Here is a 16,062-nt window from a genome sequence, read left to right as displayed (position 1 = left end):
CGGTCGAGCGCGGAAGTCGGCTCGCGGGCGTGGTTTCTGTCGCTTACAGCCGCGCCAGCACCGCGTCGGTCACCTCGCGCGTCGTCGCCTCGCCGCCGAGGTCGGGCGTGCGCGGCCCGTCCGAGAGCACGCGCTCGACGGCCGACCGAATCTTCGCGCCCGCGTCGTCGTCGCCGAGCGACTCGACGAGCATCGCCGCCGAGAGGATCGTCGCCGACGGGTTCGCGACCCCCTCGCCGGCGATGTCGGGAGCGGTGCCGTGGACCGGCTCGAACAGGCCCCGCTCGGCGCCGACGTTCGCCGACGGCAACAGGCCGAGCCCGCCGACGAGTCCCGCCGCCAGATCCGACAGCACGTCGCCCGCGAGGTTCGGGCAGACGATCACGTCGAACTGCGTCGGGTCGAGACACACGCGCGTCGCGAACGCGTCCATGAGGACGGTCTCGGCGTCGACGCCGGCCGCCTCGGCCGTCGCGAGCACGGTGTCGCGGAACAGCCCGTCCGTCTCGCGCATCACGTTGGCCTTGTGCGCGACGGTGAATCCGTCGTGGTCGCGTTCGGCGACGTACTCGCAGGCGAACTCGCCGAGGCGCCGGGAGGCCGACTCCGTCACCACGCGCGTCAGCGTCGACACGTCGTCGCTGAGGCGGTCCTCGTGGCCCGCGTACACGCCCTCGGTGTTCTCTCGGAGGAAGACGAGGTCGGTCTCCGGGCGGAGCGCGTCGACGCCGGGGTACGCCCGCGCCGGGCGGATGTTGACGAACGAGCCGACCGCCTCCCGCAGCGGGAGGATCACGTCGGCTGCCGAGTCGCCGGCCGCGCCGAACAGCGTCGCGTCCGCGGTCGCGGCCAGTTCGTACGTCTCCGCGGGCAGCGCCTCGCCGGTCTCGTCGAGCGTCGCGTCGCCCGCCTCGGCCGCGGTGAACGCGTAGTCGCCGACGGCGTCGAGCACCTCGACGGCCGCGGGGACGACCTCCCGCCCGATGCCGTCGCCCTCGATGACCGCGATCTGGGGGACATCGCCGCCGTCCGATCGCGGCGCGTCCGCCGGGCTCGCCTCAGTCATCGGTGTAGGGCAGACTGTCGTTGACCGCCGTCGCGCGGTCGAGGTTCGTCCGCATCACCGCGGTCGTGTCCCACTTCCCCTCGAGGAGCGCCTCGCGCATCGCGTCCGGGACCTCCCCCTCGATCGCGGTCCCGTCGTAGCGGACGGTCTCCTCGCGCACGTCGACCTCGACGCCCGCGTCGGGGTTCGTTTCGATGAACTCCTGGAGCGCGACGACGTCCTCGTGGTCGACCGCGAGCGTCGGGATGCCCAGCGACTTGCAGTTGTCCTGGAAGATCTCCGCGAACGACTCGCCGACGATCGCCTCGACGCCCCAGCGCATCAGCCCCTGTGGGGCGTGCTCCCGGGAGGAGCCGCAGCCGAAGTTGTCGTTGACCGCGAGCACGTTCGCGCCGCGATACTCGTTGAACGGGTGATCGTTGGGATCGCCGTTCTCGTCGCGGCGCTGGTCGTAGAAGGCGTACTCGCCCATATCGTCGAAGGTGACAGCCTTCAGGAATCGGGCGGGGAGGATCTGGTCGGTGTCGATGTCGTCGCCGCGAAGCGGACGCCGGTACCGGCGACCCGGCGGATCGCCGGCACCGCGGCCGAGTCGTCCGCGCCGTCCGTCTCGGGCGCGTCGTCGCCGGCGCTGCCGGGGACGTCGTCGCTCATTCGCTCACCTCCGCGCTCGCGTCGTCATCGTGGGGAGCGGCGCCGTCGCCGTCGGCGGTGCCGACGAGCTCGGGCGTGTCGAACGCCCGCACGTCCGTCACCGCGCCCTCGACGGCCGCCGCGGCGACCATCGCGGGCGACATCAGGTGCGTGCGCCCCTCGGTGCTGCCCTGTCGGCCGACGTAGTTGCGGTTCGACGACGAGGCGCACACCTCGTCGCCCTCGAGCGCGTCGTCGTTCATCGCGAGGCACATCGAACAGCCGGCCTCGCGCCACTGGAAGCCGGCGTCCTTGAAGATCTGGTCGATGCCTTCGGCCTCCAGCGTCCGCTTGACCGTGCCGGAGCCGGGGACGGCGAGCGCGCGAACGTCGTCAGCGACCTCGCGGCCCTCGAGCACCTTCGCGGCCTCGCGGAAGTCCGCGACGCGGCCGTTCGTGCAGGTGCCCAGGAACGCCACGTCGATCTCGTGGCCCTCCATCGTCTCGCCGGGCGTCACCTCCGTGTGATCCTGCGCGGACTCGGCGGCCGCGGGGTCGCGCGTCTCGGACGGGGCGGGCACCGGTTCGTCGACGCCGACGACCTGTTCTGGGTTGGTCCCCCACGACACCTGCGGGGCGAGGTCGTCCGCGTCGACCTCGACCCAGTCGTCGTACTGGGCGTCCTCCTCCGAGCGGATCGACTCCCAGTACTGCTTGCGCTCCTCGAACGCTTCGCCGTCCGGAGCGAACTCGCGCCCCTTCAGGTACTCATAGGTAGTCTCGTCGGGGTTGATGTAGCCCGCGCGGGCGCCGCCCTCGATGGACATGTTGCACACCGCGAGGCGGCCCTCCATGTCGAGCGTGCGGATGGCCTCGCCGCCGTACTCGTACACGTGGCCGACGCCGCCGTCGACGCCCAACTCGCGGATGACGTGGAGTATCACGTCTTTCGCGCCGACGCCGTCGCCCAGCTCGCCGGTGACCTCGACGCGTCTGACGTCCTTCTTGTCGGCGGCGATGGAGCCGGTGGCGAACACGTCGCGGATCTGGCTCGTGCCGATCCCCATGCCGATGGCGCCGAAGGCGCCGTGGGTCGAGGTGTGGCTGTCGCCGCAGACGACGGTCATCCCCGGCTGGACGAAGCCCAGCTCGGGCCCGACGACGTGGGCGATGCCCTGGCGGTCGTCGTCGAGGCCGAAGAAGCGGATGCCCGCCTCCTCGGTGTTGCGCTCCAGGTGCGTGAGCATCTCCTCCGCCTGGTCGTCGGCGAGCGGACGATCGCGCCCCTCCGGGCGCGTCGGGACGATGTGATCGGTTGTGGCGACCGTCCGATCCGGGAACGCGACCTCCATGTCGCGCTCGCGCAGCATCCCGAACGCCTGCGGGCTCGTCACCTCGTGGACGAGGTGGAGGCCGATGAACAGCTGGTCCTGCCCGTTCGGCAGGTCGGCGACCTTGTGTCGCTCCCACACCTTGTCGTACAGGGTCCCCTTGCTCATCGGCGTACGTCCCTCGGGTCGTCGCTGGCGCGCGCGAATCCGCGCGACCACACGTCGTTCGCTTCGGGATACGGCGCGGTGTGATCCACGTCGGCGACGGTGCGCTCCTCAGTCATCGGCGCGTACCTCGGCCTGGCCGGGTTCCTCGCCTTCGCCGTCCTCGGCGGCCTCGTCGGCGTCCCACGCGAACAGCGAGCGGAGGTCCTCGCCCACGTCCTCGATGTCGTGGTTCTTCTCGGCCTCGCGAAGCTGCGTGTAGGAGGGTCGGCCGGCCTGGTTCTCGGCGATCCACTCGCGCGCGAAGGTGCCGTCCTGCACCGCCTCCAGCACCCCCTCCATGTTCTCGCGGGCGTGCTCGTCGACGACCTCGTCGCCCTTGACGAGTCCGCCGTACTCCGCGGTGTCGGAGACGGAGTCCCACATCTCGCCGAGCCCGCCCTCGTACATCAGGTCGACGATGAGCTTCAGTTCGTTCAGGCACTCGAAGTACGCCATCTCGCGGGAGTAGCCCGCGTCGACGAGCGTCTCGTACCCCTGCTTCACGAGCGAGGTGACGCCGCCGCACAGCACCGCCTGCTCGCCGAAGAGGTCCGTCTCGGTCTCCTCTCGGAACGTCGTCTCGACGACCCCCGCGCGGGTACAGCCGATCGCGTGAGCGTACGCAAGGCCCTCCTCGCGCGCCTCGCCGGTGGCGTCCTGATAGACGGCGAGCAGTCCCGGGGTGCCCTCGCCGGCCTCGTAGTTGCGGCGCACGAGGTGGCCCGGCGACTTGGGCGCGACCATGGTCACGTCGACGCCGTCCTTCGGCACGATCTGGTTGTAGTGGATGTTGAAGCCGTGCGCGAACTGGAGCGTGTCGCCCTCCTCGATCCCCGGCTCGATCTCCTCGTACACGGTCGGTTGGACCGTATCGGGGACGAGCACGGAGACGATGTCCGCCTCGGCGGCGGCGTCAGCGGGCGTCTCCACGCGCAGCCCGTCGCCCTCGGCGGCCGCGCGCGAGGAGGAGTCCTCCCGCAGGCCGACGATCACGTCGACGCCGGAGTCGTGGAGGTTCTGCGCGTGGGCGTGGCCCTGGCTGCCGTAGCCGAGCACGGCCACGGTCTTGTCGTCGATCGCCGAGCGGTCGGCGTCCTCGTCGTAGTATACGTCTGTGTCCAAGGTGGAATCGGAGTCTGTCATCGGTGTGTAGTGTGCGGTGTGGTGTGATTTGGCTGTCGATGCGGCGCGGTCAGTCGTCGTAGTTCGTGAACTCGTCGTCGTCCGTCTCGCCCGCCGAGTGCCCCGGCTCCTCGCCGGGCGTCGTCGGGGAGTCCCCTCGCTCCAGGGCCGTCTGGCCGGTCCGGGCGATCTCGATGATGCCGAACTGGTCGAACGCGTCGATCGCGTCGTCGATCGTGTTCTCGTCGCCGGTGATCTGCACGGTGATGGTACGCGGGCCGGCGTCGAGGGTCTGCCCGTCGTACATCGAGGTGATCGCGTGCACCTTGTCGGGCTCCTCGCCGCGGACCTTCAGCAACACCAGTTCGGCGGCGACGGCGTCGCCGCTCAGCTCGCCGACCGCGATGACCGGCGTGAGCTTCGCGAGCTGCTTTTTCGCCTGCTCGATCCCCGCCTCGGTCTCCTCGACGACGAGGGTGATCCGCGAGTGGCCCTCGACGGTCGTCGGGCCGACCGTCAGGCTCTCGATGTTGAACTGCCGGCGGCGGAACAGCCCCGCGGCGCGCGCGAGGACGCCCGGTTCGTCCTCGACGAGCGCGGAAACGGTCGCGCGTCGCGTCGGCTCCGGACCGTGGTCCGGCTCCTTGCGGACGCCGTGTTCGTCTCGGCGACCCGTCGGGTGTGGCCGCTCGTCGGGAGTCGGTCCCGCCAGCCCCGTCTCGGGGGCGTCGCCGCCGGCGGGACGTGCGTGCTCGGCCACCGGCGACTCGGCCGGGTGGTCGGTGCCGCCGTCGGTGGTAGGCGCTCCGGCCGATCGCTCAGTCTCCTCCTCGGATCGGTCGCCCTCGGTACGCTCGCTCATAGCTGGTCCTCCGCGAGCGCGAACTGGCCGTTCGCGGCGCCGCTGGCGACCATCGGATAGACGTTCTCCTCGGGGTCGATGTGGGCGTCGACGACCGAGGGGCCGTCGTACGCCAGCGCCTCCTCGACGACGCCCTCCACGTCGTCGTACTCGTCGATGCGGAAGCCCTTCGCCCCGAACGCCTCCGCGAGCGTGTCGAACTCCGGCATCCAGTCGTACTGGGAGGCCATGTGGTTGCCCTCGAAGAAGGCGTCCTGCCACTGGCGAACCATCCCGATGTACTCGTTGTTGAGCACGACGATCGTGACGTCGAGGTTCTCCCGGACGGCGACGGAGAGCTCCTGGATCGTCATCAGGAACGATCCGTCGCCCTCGAAGCTGATCACCTGCCGGTCGTCGTCGGCGGCGACGCGCGCGCCGATGGCCGCGGGCAGCCCGTACCCCATCGTCCCCAGCCCGTGCGAGGAGACGAAGGTCCGCGGCTCGCGGTACGTCCAGTACTGGGCCGCCCACATCTGGTGTTGGCCGACGCCGGTGGTGACGTACGCGTCGTCGTCCATGGCGGCGTCGAACGCCTCGACGACGAACTGCGGTTTCACCGGCTCGTCGGGGTCGATGGCGTAGTCCATCGGGTACTGCTCGCGCCACGCGGCGCACTGCTCGCGCCACGCCGCGGTGTCGGGCGCGTCCGCGTAGCCGATGGCGGCGTCGAGCTGGTCGAGCACCGTCGCCGCGTCGCCGATGACCGGGTAGTCGGCGTGGACGTTCTTCGAGATCTCGGCGGGGTCGATGTCGACGTGGACGACCTCCGCCTCGGGCGCGAACGTGTCGACGCCACCGGTGAGGCGGTCGTCGAACCGCGTTCCGACCGCGATCAGGCAGTCCGTGTGGGTGATCGCCATGTTGGCGTAGCCGGTGCCGTGCATCCCCGCCCACGAGAGACACAGGTCCTCATCCTCGGGGAACGATCCGATGCCGGGCATCGTCGTCACGACCGGGATCCCGAACTCGCGGGCGAACGCCCGCGCCTCCTCGGTCGCGTCGCCTTTGATCACGCCGCCGCCGAACAGGCAGAGGGGACGCTCGGCGCGCTGGATCGCGCTCGCGGCCTCCTCGACCTGCCGGTCGTCGGCCTCGGCGTCGGGGATCGCTCGGTCGGGCGCCGCCGGTTCGCCGACCGGGCGGTCGGTCTCACCGAACGTGACGTCTTTCGGGAGGTCGACCAGGGTCGGCCCCGGACGACCAGTCCCCGCGAGCGCGAACGCCTCGCCGACAGTTCGGCCCACGTCGTCGGAGTCGCTGGCGAAGTAGTTGTGCTTCGTGATCGGCGCAGTCACGCCGACCGTGTCGGTCTCCTGGAACGCGTCGGAGCCGACCATGTCCGAGGGGACCTGTCCCGTCAGCGCGAGCATCGCGTCCGAGTCCATCGACGCGTCGGCGATGCCGGTGACGAGGTTCGTCGCGCCCGGTCCCGAGGTGGCCATGCAGACGCCGGGGTCGCCGCGGACGATGCCGTAGGCGTCGGCCGCGTGGACTGCTCCCTGTTCGTGAGCCATTGTCACGTGGTGGATCGACGACGCCGAGAGCGCGTCGTAGACGGGCATGATCGCCCCGCCCTGCACGCCGAAGGCCGTCTCGACGCCGGCGGCTTCAAGGGCGGCGATAACCGCGTTCGCCCCCGTCCCCGGAGACCTCGTGGCTGCCTCCGCTCGCGCCGCGGCGGCGTCGGCGGTGGGCTCGTCGGTCGGTTCGGCGTCCGCCTCGTCGGGTCGCTCCGCTCGGTCGGTTCGCCCCCCGCCGTCGCCCTCGTCGGGCTCGGCGTCGGGGGTCGCTGGCTCGGTCATCGTCGGTCTCCTCCATCCGTGTGTGTCATTCGTTCGCGGTCGGTGATCGCTGGTCGCTGGTCATCTGGTGTCGATACGCGCGTCGGGGGTGGGTGATGTGGGGGCGCTTACGCCCCTACGATACCCGCGGTCCCGGCGAGAAGGGCGACGACACGCTCGGCGGGCGCCGGGCGAACGGCGGCCGTCGTGGAACGGGTCGTCATCTCGCACATGGCTACCGGTCGGATCCGTATAACCGTGGCGCGGGTGGCAACGATTGCGGCGCCTCCTGCCCGCTCGTGGGCGGGGAGAGCGCACCGCCGCCCTCAGATCCGAGCCTCCCGCTCGCGCTCCTCTTCGCCGTCGTCCTCCATCTCGGCGACGCCCTCCTCGCGGGCGAACTGGCGAACGTCGGACATGGTGACGCGGCCCTCGGCGCCGGCGTCTTTCACCCGGCGGGTGATGGTGCGCACCTGCGACTCCGTCGGGTCGAACCCGGCGTCGGTCAGTCGTTGGCGGACCGAGTGGGTGCCGGTGTGTTTGCCCATCACCAGCTCGCGGGTCGCGCCGACCATCTCCGGGGTCATGACCCCCGGCTCGAACGTGTCGCTGTTCTCGATGACGCCGGCGGCGTGGATGCCGGACTCGTGGCTGAAGGCGTTGCGCCCGACCACGGGCTTGTTCGGCGGCACCTCGATGTCGCTGGCCTGCTCGACCATCCGCGACACTTCGGTGATCCGGGTCGTGTCGATGCCGGTGTCGGCGTCGTACAGCGACTCGGCGGCCATGACGACCTCCTCGAGGGCGGCGTTGCCCGCGCGCTCGCCGATGCCGTTGACCGACACCTGCATCTGGTGGGCGCCAGCCTCGACGCCGGCCAGCGCGTTCGCGCCCGCCAGCCCGAAGTCGTCGTGGGTGTGGACGTCGATGCCGGCGTCCGTGTGCTCGGCGACGACCTCGATCAGGTCGCCGAAGCGGCGCGGCGTCGCCACGCCGCAGGTGTCGGGGATGTTGATCCAGTCGACGCCGACCTCGTCGACGGCCTCGATGACCTCGACCAGGAACGACTCCTGGGTCCGGGTGGCGTCCATCGGCGAGAACATGACCTCGGCGCCGGACTCCTTGGCCATCTCGACGGCCTCGACCGCCCGCTGTTTCACCTCCTCGCGGGTGGCGTGCATCGAGTCTTCGATCTGCACGTCGCTCGTGGAGACGAAGGTGTGGATCATCCCGACCCCCGAGTCGATGGCGGCCTGAATGTCCTTCTCGACCACGCGGGCGAGCCCGCAGACGGTCGTGTCGGTCGACTCCGCGATGTCTTTGACGGCCTCGAACTCCGCGTCGGAGTTGACCGGGAAGCCCGCCTCGATGACGGACACGCCCAGCTCGTCGAGCGCCGCGGCTATCTCACGTTTCTCCTCGTAGTCGAACGACGTGCGCGGCGACTGCTCGCCGTCGCGGAGCGTCGTGTCGAAGATTCGGACAGAATCGAACTCGTCAGTTGCACTCAGTGTGCCCTGGAAGAACTCGTTCCGCCGGACTGGTTACCGACGAGTCCTGATTATGGGACATCATCCCATGGGAGAGCAGAACTGATTGTAAAGCGTTGTGGTCGGACAGGTCGACGCCGCCGCAGAGATCCATCACGAACGTTCGATCTACCGTAAAATCGAATGACTTCGCCGACTACCCGTTGAATACGATTCTTAGTATTTCCTAATATGCATGATATTGACGGATGCGGGGTGGGCATCATCCGGCCGACCGCGGGTGCGAGGCGATCGCCGGTCCGTCGGGGTCAGACGGGCGTCCGACCGTGGACCGAACCCTTTTGAAAGCACACGCCGTGAGCGGCGATATGACCGATTTCGGGCTCGACCTCCGCGACGCCGAGGAGATGATCGAGTCGGAGGGGACCGTGGGGGACGTGATCTTAGGGGTGCTCGACGGGGAGACCGAACCCGAGCACTGGGTGCGCAACGTGGAGTACGGGAACGTGCTCGTGCTCGCCGTCGAGGGCGATCTGAACGAGCGGGCCGGCGGCTTCGCGCGAGAGGTGAAGGATATGGGCGGGGAATTGACCCACTTCCGAGGCTTCCTCATCGTCTCCCCGCCGGGCGTCGACGTCGACACCGAGAAACTGAGCTGAGCGTCGGCGGGTTCGACCCGGCACGACGTGGCGGGACGGGCGTCGGAGAGTTCCAGCAGCTACCCCGAGAAGCGATCGGTCTCGGCGCCGCAATCGGCACATCGGAGGACGTACTCCTCCACCTCGGGGTTCGCGCTCGATCCGACGCCCTCGGTCTTATTCCTCATCGGTCGGTTCGAGTGGGACTCGCTCTACCTCGATGTCTTCGTAGTCTCTCTCAGAGGAGAGTACGTCCATCCCTCGCGTTTCCGCAGTCGCTGCGTGGAACGCGTCGAACGGTGTCATCCCCTCGTCGTAATAGTTGACTGCTTTCAGAACTACCTGTTTCTCTTTCTCGTCCTGCACTGGAACGAGTTCGAGCAGATTCGCCACGAGCGGTACGTAGTCGAACTCGTAGCGTTCTCGGGCGAGAAGGAGTTCGAGGTAGGAGAACGCCGATGTTTCGACCTCGTATTCCCCGAGTGCTTCCTCAGCGGACCCCTGCAGCCAGTCGGAGTCCTTGGCGAGTGCGAGCAAGAAGTCCGTCTCGACGTACACCGTCATCTATCGGCGTCCTCCTCTCCGGCGTCTGCCATTGCTTCTTCTTCGATGTCTTCTCGAATGTCCTCGACTGGTGCATCACGAAGGTCGCCCGCCGCCTCGCGGACGGCGGCGAGTGGATCGTCTGCGACCGGAATCAACTCGATTCTGTCCTCGTACATCACGAGATGATACTTCTGGCCGTACTTCTCGCGGACCTCTTTCGGGATGTACAGCCGTCCCTGCCCATCGGTCTCTGTTGACATAGAAGCATATAGTCTACCACAGTCAAAGATTCTTACCATCAAATTCTGTTTGGTGGTTCTATATGGCGACTCTATGAGAGCCAGCTATGTACTGCATGCAAACCCCGGGAAAATCGGAAGGGGCCGGTGCATTGGTTGGCTCGCTACAACTTGAAGACTCCCTCATGACACCGATAACCGTCCGACAGAAAAGGATCGAATGACAACGAGAACCGATGATCGAACGCATTTGGCACGGATGGACGACCCCGGAAAACGCGGATGAGTATGAGCGGCTTCTGAGAGAAGAGATAATCCCGAGCTTTGACGACAAAGAAATCGATGGGTATCGTGGGTTTCGATTGTTGCGTCGCTCACGCCCGGAGGAAGTCGAATTCGTCACGATCATGAGGTTCAGATCGATTGAATCGGTGAAGCAATTCGCAGGGGAGGATTACGAGACTGCTCACGTACCTCAGGAGGCGCGTGATGTACTCATAAGATTCGACGATCATGCACAGCACTACGAATTGCGAGAGCAATTAGACTACTAGTTGAGACGACTCACCGGCGCCTCCATGAAAGTGAGACACCTAGCGAGACGGTGACATGAAATCTCACCACAACCACGATCAACTCGGTGAATGTCACCAGAACGGAACTCCCCAGAACTATTTACACGCGCACACGTGCTCAGTGGCTGTTCCACACCGATCAGAGTGCGAGAACTTGCCTCGCCATGCGGTGTACCTTCCATGAGTACAGAGGATTTACTCGGTGGGTTCGACGAACTGCTGGGTTCCCTTTCGGACGAGATACGGAACGCGTTTCGAGACGGCGAGGCCGAATTTCGTCTTCCAGTCGGCGTAGATAACCGGCCCCCTCGATTCGATCTTCCCAGCTAGCTTGCGGCCGACGGTTTTCGGGTCACTCAGCAGGGATTCCGGATAGCCGAGTTCGGCCGTGGAGCGCGTGTTCGAGAGCGGCGGGTGCATCACTGTACACGTGACATTCTCATGTTGCAGTTCCAGCCGCAGCGATCGCACGAGCGCTTCGATAGCGCCTTTCGTCGATGCATAGCCGGAGAGTCCGGGATGGCCGACGAGGCCTGCCCCGGAACTCACGTTATGGATGAGTCCTTCCCCCCGTTCCCGCATATGCGGCAGGATCGCGTGGATCAGCCGGACATAGCCGAAGTAGTTCACCTCGAACTCCCGTTTTGTGTCGGCGAGCGTCTGGTCCTCGAAGAGGTCGAAGTTGAATATTCCAGCATTGTTGACGAGGATGTCGATCGGTCCCCATTCGCTCACGACCTCCCCGATCGCTGTCTCGACGTCCTCATCTACGGTCACATCACAGTCGATAAAACGCACCAATTCAGGGTGGCTGTTTTGGAGAGGTTCGATGTGCTCTCCGTTGATATCGAGTCCAGCAACTCGGTAGCCGTCCTCGACGAGCGAGGTGAGAAGATGATAGCCGATCCCCTCGTTTGCCCCGGTGATTACGACAGTACGGTGTCGTTTTGTCCAGTCCATAACACAAAAATTCGCGTGTAACACGTATCAACGTCGTGGTTGGGCACTATCACGCGAAATCTGGCCAGATCGTTCCAGAGATCAGTCACCGAGTTGTAGGAACAGTTACGATCAATTCGCAGATTCACTCAGCGGCTGTTCCACTCTAGATTAGACCGTAAGAATCCCCCTCCATATGGCGGGTAGCTTCGCTACGTACAGAGGGTGTAGTCAGCACGGGGTGATCTCGGTCGGGACACGGTTGCGGGATATCGCTCAGTTCACTTACGTTTCGCCGGTTCGACACATTCGAGATGATGGAACCCCAACGGGCGCCGAATGGAGTCTATCGTTGAGACTCTCGAACCCAATGTTCCCTCCCGCGTGAGAACGCGGCTCGGTCCGTTGATCACCCGACTCGGCCGAGCTCTCGGACAGCCCGAGTATCGCCTTCGTGATACCGAATATGTCGGCACCGTTCAACAGCCGCTGGACGAGTTCACAGAAACACTCCGGAAACACGGGTTCGAGTGGGACCCACTGGCGTGGTATCATCAGCCGTCAGTTGGGTCGGAGCCAAACGGGAGCTGGACGTATCGGCGGACCGTGCTGGCCGACAGACAGATCCACGTCATCCTCATCGCCCACTCCCCGGAGTATATCGACGTGTTCGCCCACGAGGAATACAGCTGGCTGCGACACCCGATCAAACACTTCCGGCAGGTCGGAATCAAGCGGAAAGTCGGTCGGAGGAAAATGCGGAACTGGATCGAGAGCCACGGCATAGAAGTCGATGTCAACTCACGTCGCCGGCGACGGGTCACACAGGCGGTAAAAGACCTCTGCACGCATCTCCGGTCAATTATCCGGTAGTGTGGATTCGATCCATATCTTCGAAGAGCATCGGCGAACTACGCCGCACTTGGTGTTCTTCGGAAGTTGCTCTCGGTGGCTTGCTATTCGTCGTCGCCGGGTCACCAAAAGGGGATTTGCGCCGGATATTCAGCATGGCTCTATGAACAACATGTCGAACTGGAAGAGCGTTCAGCGGTAACGGCTAGTTCATCGAGAATCGGGTCCGACCAATAGGGTTCAACAAGGCTTCTCACTCATCGTGAGAAATCCGGCACTTCGGTGAGATTTCACCTCACCCGAGATCTTGCTGCATAGACGAATAGCAACGAGACTGAGACCGCCAGAACTACTGACGCCCGAACAGCGACGCGCCGATCGTCACGTCCAACTCGCGTTTCGCGCGTGTCGGGTTCGGCGTGTTCGCCACGTCCCCGGTCACGAGGTGCCGGTAATCGCCCTCGGCCGGCTCGGTGGGTCCGGCGACGCCGCCTTCGTCGGCGTCGGACCAGACCGGATCTCCGTCACGGCTCCTCCTCTGCCGTGTCCGTACTCTCGTCGTCGGGCAGCAACACGAGGTGGTGGCCGTCCGGGTCGTACAGCTCGACCGACCCATCGGGCGCCTCTTGGACTGTCACCGAAGGGAGGTCGCCGTAGGCGTGCTCCGCGACGGCCGCGGGCTCGCGTACCCGGAACGCCAGGTCGACGTGGACGCCACCACGGGCGCCCGCCAGTCCCAGCTGGGGCTCCCACAGTTCCACGTCGAACTGTCGGTCGGCGCCGGCGGGGCCGCGCATCCGGATCCGTCGCCGCCCGTCGCCGCGGTCGACCGCCGAAAACCCGAGTGCCGACCAGCAGTCGCTCGCGAGGTCGACGTTCGCCACCTCCAGCACCACCTCGAACACGCCGACGAGACCGGTTCCGGTCCCGTCGGGGGCCGTCCCGCCGATCTCCGGGGCGTGGCCGTCGTCGTCCTCGAGATATAGCGAGCGAAAGGTGCCGAAATCAATTTCGGGCGCGTCGGGGAAGCGAGCGCGCCAAGCGGGGTACTCGCGGGCGGGCGTCTCGAACGCGAAGTGCGTGTGGAGGCCGCCGCGCGGGACCGAGTCGGGCCGACGGAGCACGAACTCGGTGCCGCCGACGTCGAAGGCACACTCGGTAGCGGTTCGACGGGTCGGAACCAGACCGAACGTGTCGGCGTACCACGTCGCCGCGCGCCCGAGGTCGGACACCTCCAGCGCGAGCGACGCGAGCGCCGGGCGCGGCTGCGTCGCCGCGGGTCGCGTCGTCATCTCGTCCACCCTTCCGGCGGCACCCCACTTAAGCCCGCGGCGCCCGTTTCGTCTTCCGATGGCGATGAAAGGTTCCGGCGACGCCGACCTCACCGTGATCGACGAGTTCACCGACGGCGTTGGGTGGATCGCCTATCCCGACGAGACGATGGAGCGCGCGAGCCACGCCCTGTCCGTCGACGGTGACGTGTGGGTACTGGATCCGGTGGACGCCGACGGTGTCGACGACCTCCTGGCTGATCTGGAGGGGAAGTCACCGGGGTAGTGGTCTGTCTCGATCGCCACAAGCGCGACGCGGCGGCGATCGCGACCCGCCACGACGTGCCCGTGTACGTGCCCGATTGGATGACTGGTGTCGCCACGAAGCTCGACGCGCCCGTCGAGCGGTTTGGACGCCAACTCGGCGGGTTGCAGGCGATCACGATCCGCGATTCGTCGATCCCGCCGTGGCAGGAGGTCGGGTTGTACGACGAGGACGGCGGCACGCTGTACGTCCCCGAGTCCGTCGGGGCCTCCTCGTACATGCGCACGGGGGCCGAGACCCTCGGTGTTCACCCGATGCTCCGGCTGTTCCCGCCGCGGCGCGCGCTGTCCGGGCTGGACCCCGAGCGGGTGCTGTGTGGACACGGCGCCGGCGTCATGGAGGACGCCGGACGCGAGCTCGCGGCCGCGCTCGACAGTTCGCGCGGAAACGCGCCGGGACTGTACGCGAAGGCCATCGGGCAGTTCCTCGGGTGAGCGCCCCGTCGTGATCCCCCAACCGGCGGCGGCCCCGGCGGCGACGGTCCCGCCGACGCGACGACGGACGGATCGGTTGGAATGGACGCCACTCCCAGCCGTGAGGATCCCGCGCCAGTGTACATCACCGCCGACCTGCTCTCGCTGCTGGTCGAACGTGCGGCCGACGCCGACCCCAAAGCCGAGAACGTCGTCCTCGACGCGACGCCCGGAGGCGAGTTGGTCGACAGACCTGCGGATCTGGATCCGTCGACGCCGGTTCTCACGCACTTCTACTTCCCGGCGGCCGCCGGGTCCGTCTCGGCTGTGTTCGGGATGGATCTGGGTCGACCTGCGGGCCGTGCACGCTTTCTCTCGCATCCCGACGGCGACCGCCGGCTCACCGAGGAGGACGACCTCGCGGCCGCGGTGCTGGTGGCGGTGCCGCCGTACGATTCCGAGAACGTGACCGCGTACGACCGCCGGGGGCGTCGGCGGGAACTGGTCGTCGTCGACGCGCACCCGCCTGAGGAGCGGGTCGAGGACTGAGTCGTGATAAGTGAGAGTCGGCTGCGTCCCTACTCTAAATAGCCGAGGTCGCGGAGTTGCTCGGTGATCTCCTCGAACTGTGCCTCCGAGAGCGACCCCTGTTTCTGGTGTTGGATCACGATGCTTCGGAGGAGAAAGCGCACGAGATCGGAGGTCGACGAGAAGCTCGTCCCCTCGAGCGTCTCCTCGACGCGCTCGGCGAGGTCCTTCGGGATGGAGACGGTGGTGTAGTCGGTCATGGCTCGGGGAACGGGCGCGCGACCGATAAGCGCGACGGAGCCGCCGCCGGCGACACGCCGTCTGCGTCGTGCGAGCCACCGACTCCTGCGTCGCGTCCGTGGGCCCGTCCGCTTTAGTCCCCGGGGCGGCAACTCGGCGTAATGGCAGCCAGACCGCCGCAGGGGGACACGAGCGAGCCCGAGTCGATCGAGTTCGGCATCGCGGCGTTGGACGCCCGCCTCGACCGAGCGGGCGTGCGGTTCCCGGCGACGACCGAGGAGCTGATCGCGTCGATGCGGAACACGAGCGTCCCCTACGACGCCGCGGGAAACACGCTCGATCTGGCGGAGGTGCTCCGCGAGCTCCCGGAGGAACGGTTCGAGACCGAGCGCGACCTGCTCAATCGTCTCCATCCGATCTTCGAGGACCGGCGGCGCAGCGGCGCGGGGTCACTGCTCGGGCGGGTTCGCGCACTCTTACCGTTCTGACCATATCCGATCAGGTCCGGTTTCCATCATCCGAGTGTCTACTCCGAACGGTCGAACACTATCGGCCGGCCCTCTTGTCCCGAATCGGACTCGCTCGCTCCTGTTGTCCGAAAGGGGGTATCGAAGCCACACCGGACGTCCGGCGGCGTTCACAGCAGCGATGGACCTCCGGAAAGAGTCGTATCAATAGACGAGTGGCAGACTGTGGGTGCCTGCGGCCGAGGTGATCAGCGTGTAGCCGCAAGCAGTGCCTCGAAGAAGCGCTGCCGGGGGACATCATCACAGCACAGGAGCGGTCACACCTGGTCGCAGTCTACGGGTTTTCATCAGCACCGTTGGGAGTCCTGTATCGAGTGAGTTGTCGTGTCATCCCGTATTTTCTTGCTCCGCGCGGTATCGGCCGATAGACGCCATGTAGTGAGCGATCGTGGCCGACGATCGTACCCGAACCGAGAACGCCACAATCACCCACAC

General features: G+C 66.6%; 15 protein-coding genes and 2 pseudogenes. 5 read left to right on the top strand and 12 right to left on the bottom strand.

Annotation, left to right across the window (positions count from 1 at the left end; genetic code table 11):
• Positions 1-43 precede the first annotated feature (43 nt).
• The 7 genes and pseudogenes from P0Y41_RS14300 to P0Y41_RS14270 all read right to left on the bottom strand — a co-directional run bounded on the left by P0Y41_RS14300 (position 44) and on the right by P0Y41_RS14270 (position 8,555).
• Positions 44-1,066, bottom strand: a complete 1,023-nt coding sequence (locus P0Y41_RS14300; protein WP_284061978.1) for an isocitrate/isopropylmalate dehydrogenase family protein — start codon at positions 1,064-1,066, stop codon at positions 44-46.
• Positions 1,059-1,720, bottom strand: a pseudogene (locus tag P0Y41_RS14295) (3-isopropylmalate dehydratase small subunit). Before P0Y41_RS14295 ends, P0Y41_RS14300 begins: the two are co-directional and overlap by 8 nt.
• The gene (gene leuC, locus P0Y41_RS14290) at positions 1,717-3,198 is read right to left on the bottom strand and encodes a 3-isopropylmalate dehydratase large subunit (RefSeq protein WP_284061977.1); all 1,482 of its coding nucleotides are present in this window, start codon (positions 3,196-3,198) and stop codon (positions 1,717-1,719) included. Before leuC ends, P0Y41_RS14295 begins: the two are co-directional and overlap by 4 nt.
• Positions 3,199-3,306: 108 nt before the next feature.
• Positions 3,307-4,380, bottom strand: a complete 1,074-nt coding sequence (gene ilvC, locus P0Y41_RS14285) for a ketol-acid reductoisomerase (protein ID WP_284061976.1) — start codon at positions 4,378-4,380, stop codon at positions 3,307-3,309.
• A gap of 49 nt (positions 4,381-4,429) precedes the next feature.
• A complete protein-coding gene (gene ilvN, locus P0Y41_RS14280; protein ID WP_284061975.1) occupies positions 4,430-5,221 on the bottom strand; it encodes an acetolactate synthase small subunit in 792 nt (263 codons plus the stop codon).
• The gene (gene ilvB / locus P0Y41_RS14275) at positions 5,218-7,065 is read right to left on the bottom strand and encodes a biosynthetic-type acetolactate synthase large subunit (protein ID WP_284061974.1); all 1,848 of its coding nucleotides are present in this window, start codon (positions 7,063-7,065) and stop codon (positions 5,218-5,220) included. The genes ilvN and ilvB overlap by 4 nt, the downstream gene beginning before the upstream one ends.
• Positions 7,066-7,370: 305 nt before the next feature.
• Positions 7,371-8,555, bottom strand: a complete 1,185-nt coding sequence (locus tag P0Y41_RS14270; RefSeq protein ID WP_284063427.1) for a LeuA family protein — start codon at positions 8,553-8,555, stop codon at positions 7,371-7,373.
• A 347-nt stretch (positions 8,556-8,902) separates the two neighbouring features.
• Here P0Y41_RS14270 and P0Y41_RS14265 point away from each other — a divergent pair, with 347 nt between their 5' ends.
• The gene (locus tag P0Y41_RS14265) at positions 8,903-9,193 is read left to right on the top strand and encodes a DUF5779 family protein (RefSeq protein ID WP_284061973.1); all 291 of its coding nucleotides are present in this window, start codon (positions 8,903-8,905) and stop codon (positions 9,191-9,193) included.
• Between the two features lie 156 nt (positions 9,194-9,349).
• Here P0Y41_RS14265 and P0Y41_RS14260 read toward each other — a convergent pair whose 3' ends face one another.
• The 3 genes from P0Y41_RS14260 to P0Y41_RS14250 all read right to left on the bottom strand — a co-directional run bounded on the left by P0Y41_RS14260 (position 9,350) and on the right by P0Y41_RS14250 (position 11,492).
• Positions 9,350-9,736, bottom strand: coding sequence for a PIN domain-containing protein (locus tag P0Y41_RS14260; protein ID WP_284061972.1), 387 nt, complete (start codon positions 9,734-9,736; stop codon positions 9,350-9,352).
• Positions 9,733-9,978 carry an AbrB/MazE/SpoVT family DNA-binding domain-containing protein gene (locus P0Y41_RS14255; protein ID WP_284061971.1) on the bottom strand — a complete coding sequence of 82 codons (246 nt, stop codon included), beginning with the start codon at positions 9,976-9,978 and terminating at the stop codon, positions 9,733-9,735. Before P0Y41_RS14255 ends, P0Y41_RS14260 begins: the two co-directional genes overlap by 4 nt.
• A gap of 749 nt (positions 9,979-10,727) precedes the next feature.
• Positions 10,728-11,492 (bottom strand): SDR family NAD(P)-dependent oxidoreductase, encoded by a 765-nt coding sequence (locus tag P0Y41_RS14250; protein ID WP_284061970.1) that lies wholly within the window; start codon positions 11,490-11,492, stop codon positions 10,728-10,730.
• 318 nt (positions 11,493-11,810) lie between these two features.
• On the opposite strand from P0Y41_RS14250, the gene P0Y41_RS14245 reads away from it, so the two are divergent.
• Positions 11,811-12,344: a hypothetical protein gene (locus P0Y41_RS14245; RefSeq protein WP_284061969.1), complete on the top strand. Its 534-nt coding sequence runs from the start codon at positions 11,811-11,813 to the stop codon at positions 12,342-12,344.
• A gap of 503 nt (positions 12,345-12,847) precedes the next feature.
• Here the strand turns inward: P0Y41_RS14245 and P0Y41_RS14240 are convergent.
• Positions 12,848-13,615 (bottom strand): VOC family protein, encoded by a 768-nt coding sequence (locus P0Y41_RS14240; RefSeq protein WP_284061968.1) that lies wholly within the window; start codon positions 13,613-13,615, stop codon positions 12,848-12,850.
• Positions 13,616-13,673: 58 nt separating this feature from the next.
• On the opposite strand from P0Y41_RS14240, the pseudogene P0Y41_RS14235 reads away from it, so the two are divergent.
• Positions 13,674-14,353, top strand: a pseudogene (locus P0Y41_RS14235) (hypothetical protein).
• An 81-nt stretch (positions 14,354-14,434) separates the two neighbouring features.
• Entirely contained in the window at positions 14,435-14,881 is a 447-nt protein-coding gene (locus P0Y41_RS14230) for a JAB/MPN domain protein-containing protein (protein ID WP_284061967.1), read from the top strand.
• 29 nt (positions 14,882-14,910) lie between these two features.
• On the opposite strand, the gene P0Y41_RS14225 is transcribed toward P0Y41_RS14230, so the two are convergent.
• A complete protein-coding gene (locus tag P0Y41_RS14225) occupies positions 14,911-15,120 on the bottom strand; it encodes a ribbon-helix-helix domain-containing protein (protein ID WP_284061966.1) in 210 nt (69 codons plus the stop codon).
• A gap of 141 nt (positions 15,121-15,261) precedes the next feature.
• Between P0Y41_RS14225 and P0Y41_RS14220 the strand changes: the two genes are divergently transcribed.
• Positions 15,262-15,588: a hypothetical protein gene (locus P0Y41_RS14220; protein ID WP_284061965.1), complete on the top strand. Its 327-nt coding sequence runs from the start codon at positions 15,262-15,264 to the stop codon at positions 15,586-15,588.
• Positions 15,589-16,062 lie beyond the last annotated feature (474 nt).

Origin of the sequence: Halobaculum halobium (genome assembly GCF_030127145.1) — an archaeon.
GTDB lineage: Archaea > Halobacteriota > Halobacteria > Halobacteriales > Haloferacaceae > Halobaculum > Halobaculum halobium.
The sequence above is the reverse complement of the archived record's forward strand: the minus strand, read 5'-3'. Positions and strand labels throughout refer to the sequence as shown.

What these genes read in the sequence shown, in the direction of transcription:
- P0Y41_RS14300 (WP_284061978.1), bottom strand. Translation starts at nt 1,066, where the DNA reads ATGACTGAGGCGAGCCCGGCGGACGCGCCGCGATCGGACGGCGGCGAT.
- leuC (WP_284061977.1), bottom strand. Translation starts at nt 3,198, where the DNA reads ATGAGCAAGGGGACCCTGTACGACAAGGTGTGGGAGCGACACAAGGTC.
- ilvC (WP_284061976.1), bottom strand. Translation starts at nt 4,380, where the DNA reads ATGACAGACTCCGATTCCACCTTGGACACAGACGTATACTACGACGAG.
- ilvN (WP_284061975.1), bottom strand. Translation starts at nt 5,221, where the DNA reads ATGAGCGAGCGTACCGAGGGCGACCGATCCGAGGAGGAGACTGAGCGA.
- ilvB (WP_284061974.1), bottom strand. Translation starts at nt 7,065, where the DNA reads ATGACCGAGCCAGCGACCCCCGACGCCGAGCCCGACGAGGGCGACGGC.
- P0Y41_RS14265 (WP_284061973.1), top strand. Translation starts at nt 8,903, where the DNA reads ATGACCGATTTCGGGCTCGACCTCCGCGACGCCGAGGAGATGATCGAG.
- P0Y41_RS14260 (WP_284061972.1), bottom strand. Translation starts at nt 9,736, where the DNA reads ATGACGGTGTACGTCGAGACGGACTTCTTGCTCGCACTCGCCAAGGAC.
- P0Y41_RS14255 (WP_284061971.1), bottom strand. Translation starts at nt 9,978, where the DNA reads ATGTCAACAGAGACCGATGGGCAGGGACGGCTGTACATCCCGAAAGAG.
- P0Y41_RS14250 (WP_284061970.1), bottom strand. Translation starts at nt 11,492, where the DNA reads ATGGACTGGACAAAACGACACCGTACTGTCGTAATCACCGGGGCAAAC.
- P0Y41_RS14245 (WP_284061969.1), top strand. Translation starts at nt 11,811, where the DNA reads ATGGAGTCTATCGTTGAGACTCTCGAACCCAATGTTCCCTCCCGCGTG.
- P0Y41_RS14240 (WP_284061968.1), bottom strand. Translation starts at nt 13,615, where the DNA reads ATGACGACGCGACCCGCGGCGACGCAGCCGCGCCCGGCGCTCGCGTCG.
- P0Y41_RS14230 (WP_284061967.1), top strand. Translation starts at nt 14,435, where the DNA reads ATGGACGCCACTCCCAGCCGTGAGGATCCCGCGCCAGTGTACATCACC.
- P0Y41_RS14225 (WP_284061966.1), bottom strand. Translation starts at nt 15,120, where the DNA reads ATGACCGACTACACCACCGTCTCCATCCCGAAGGACCTCGCCGAGCGC.
- P0Y41_RS14220 (WP_284061965.1), top strand. Translation starts at nt 15,262, where the DNA reads ATGGCAGCCAGACCGCCGCAGGGGGACACGAGCGAGCCCGAGTCGATC.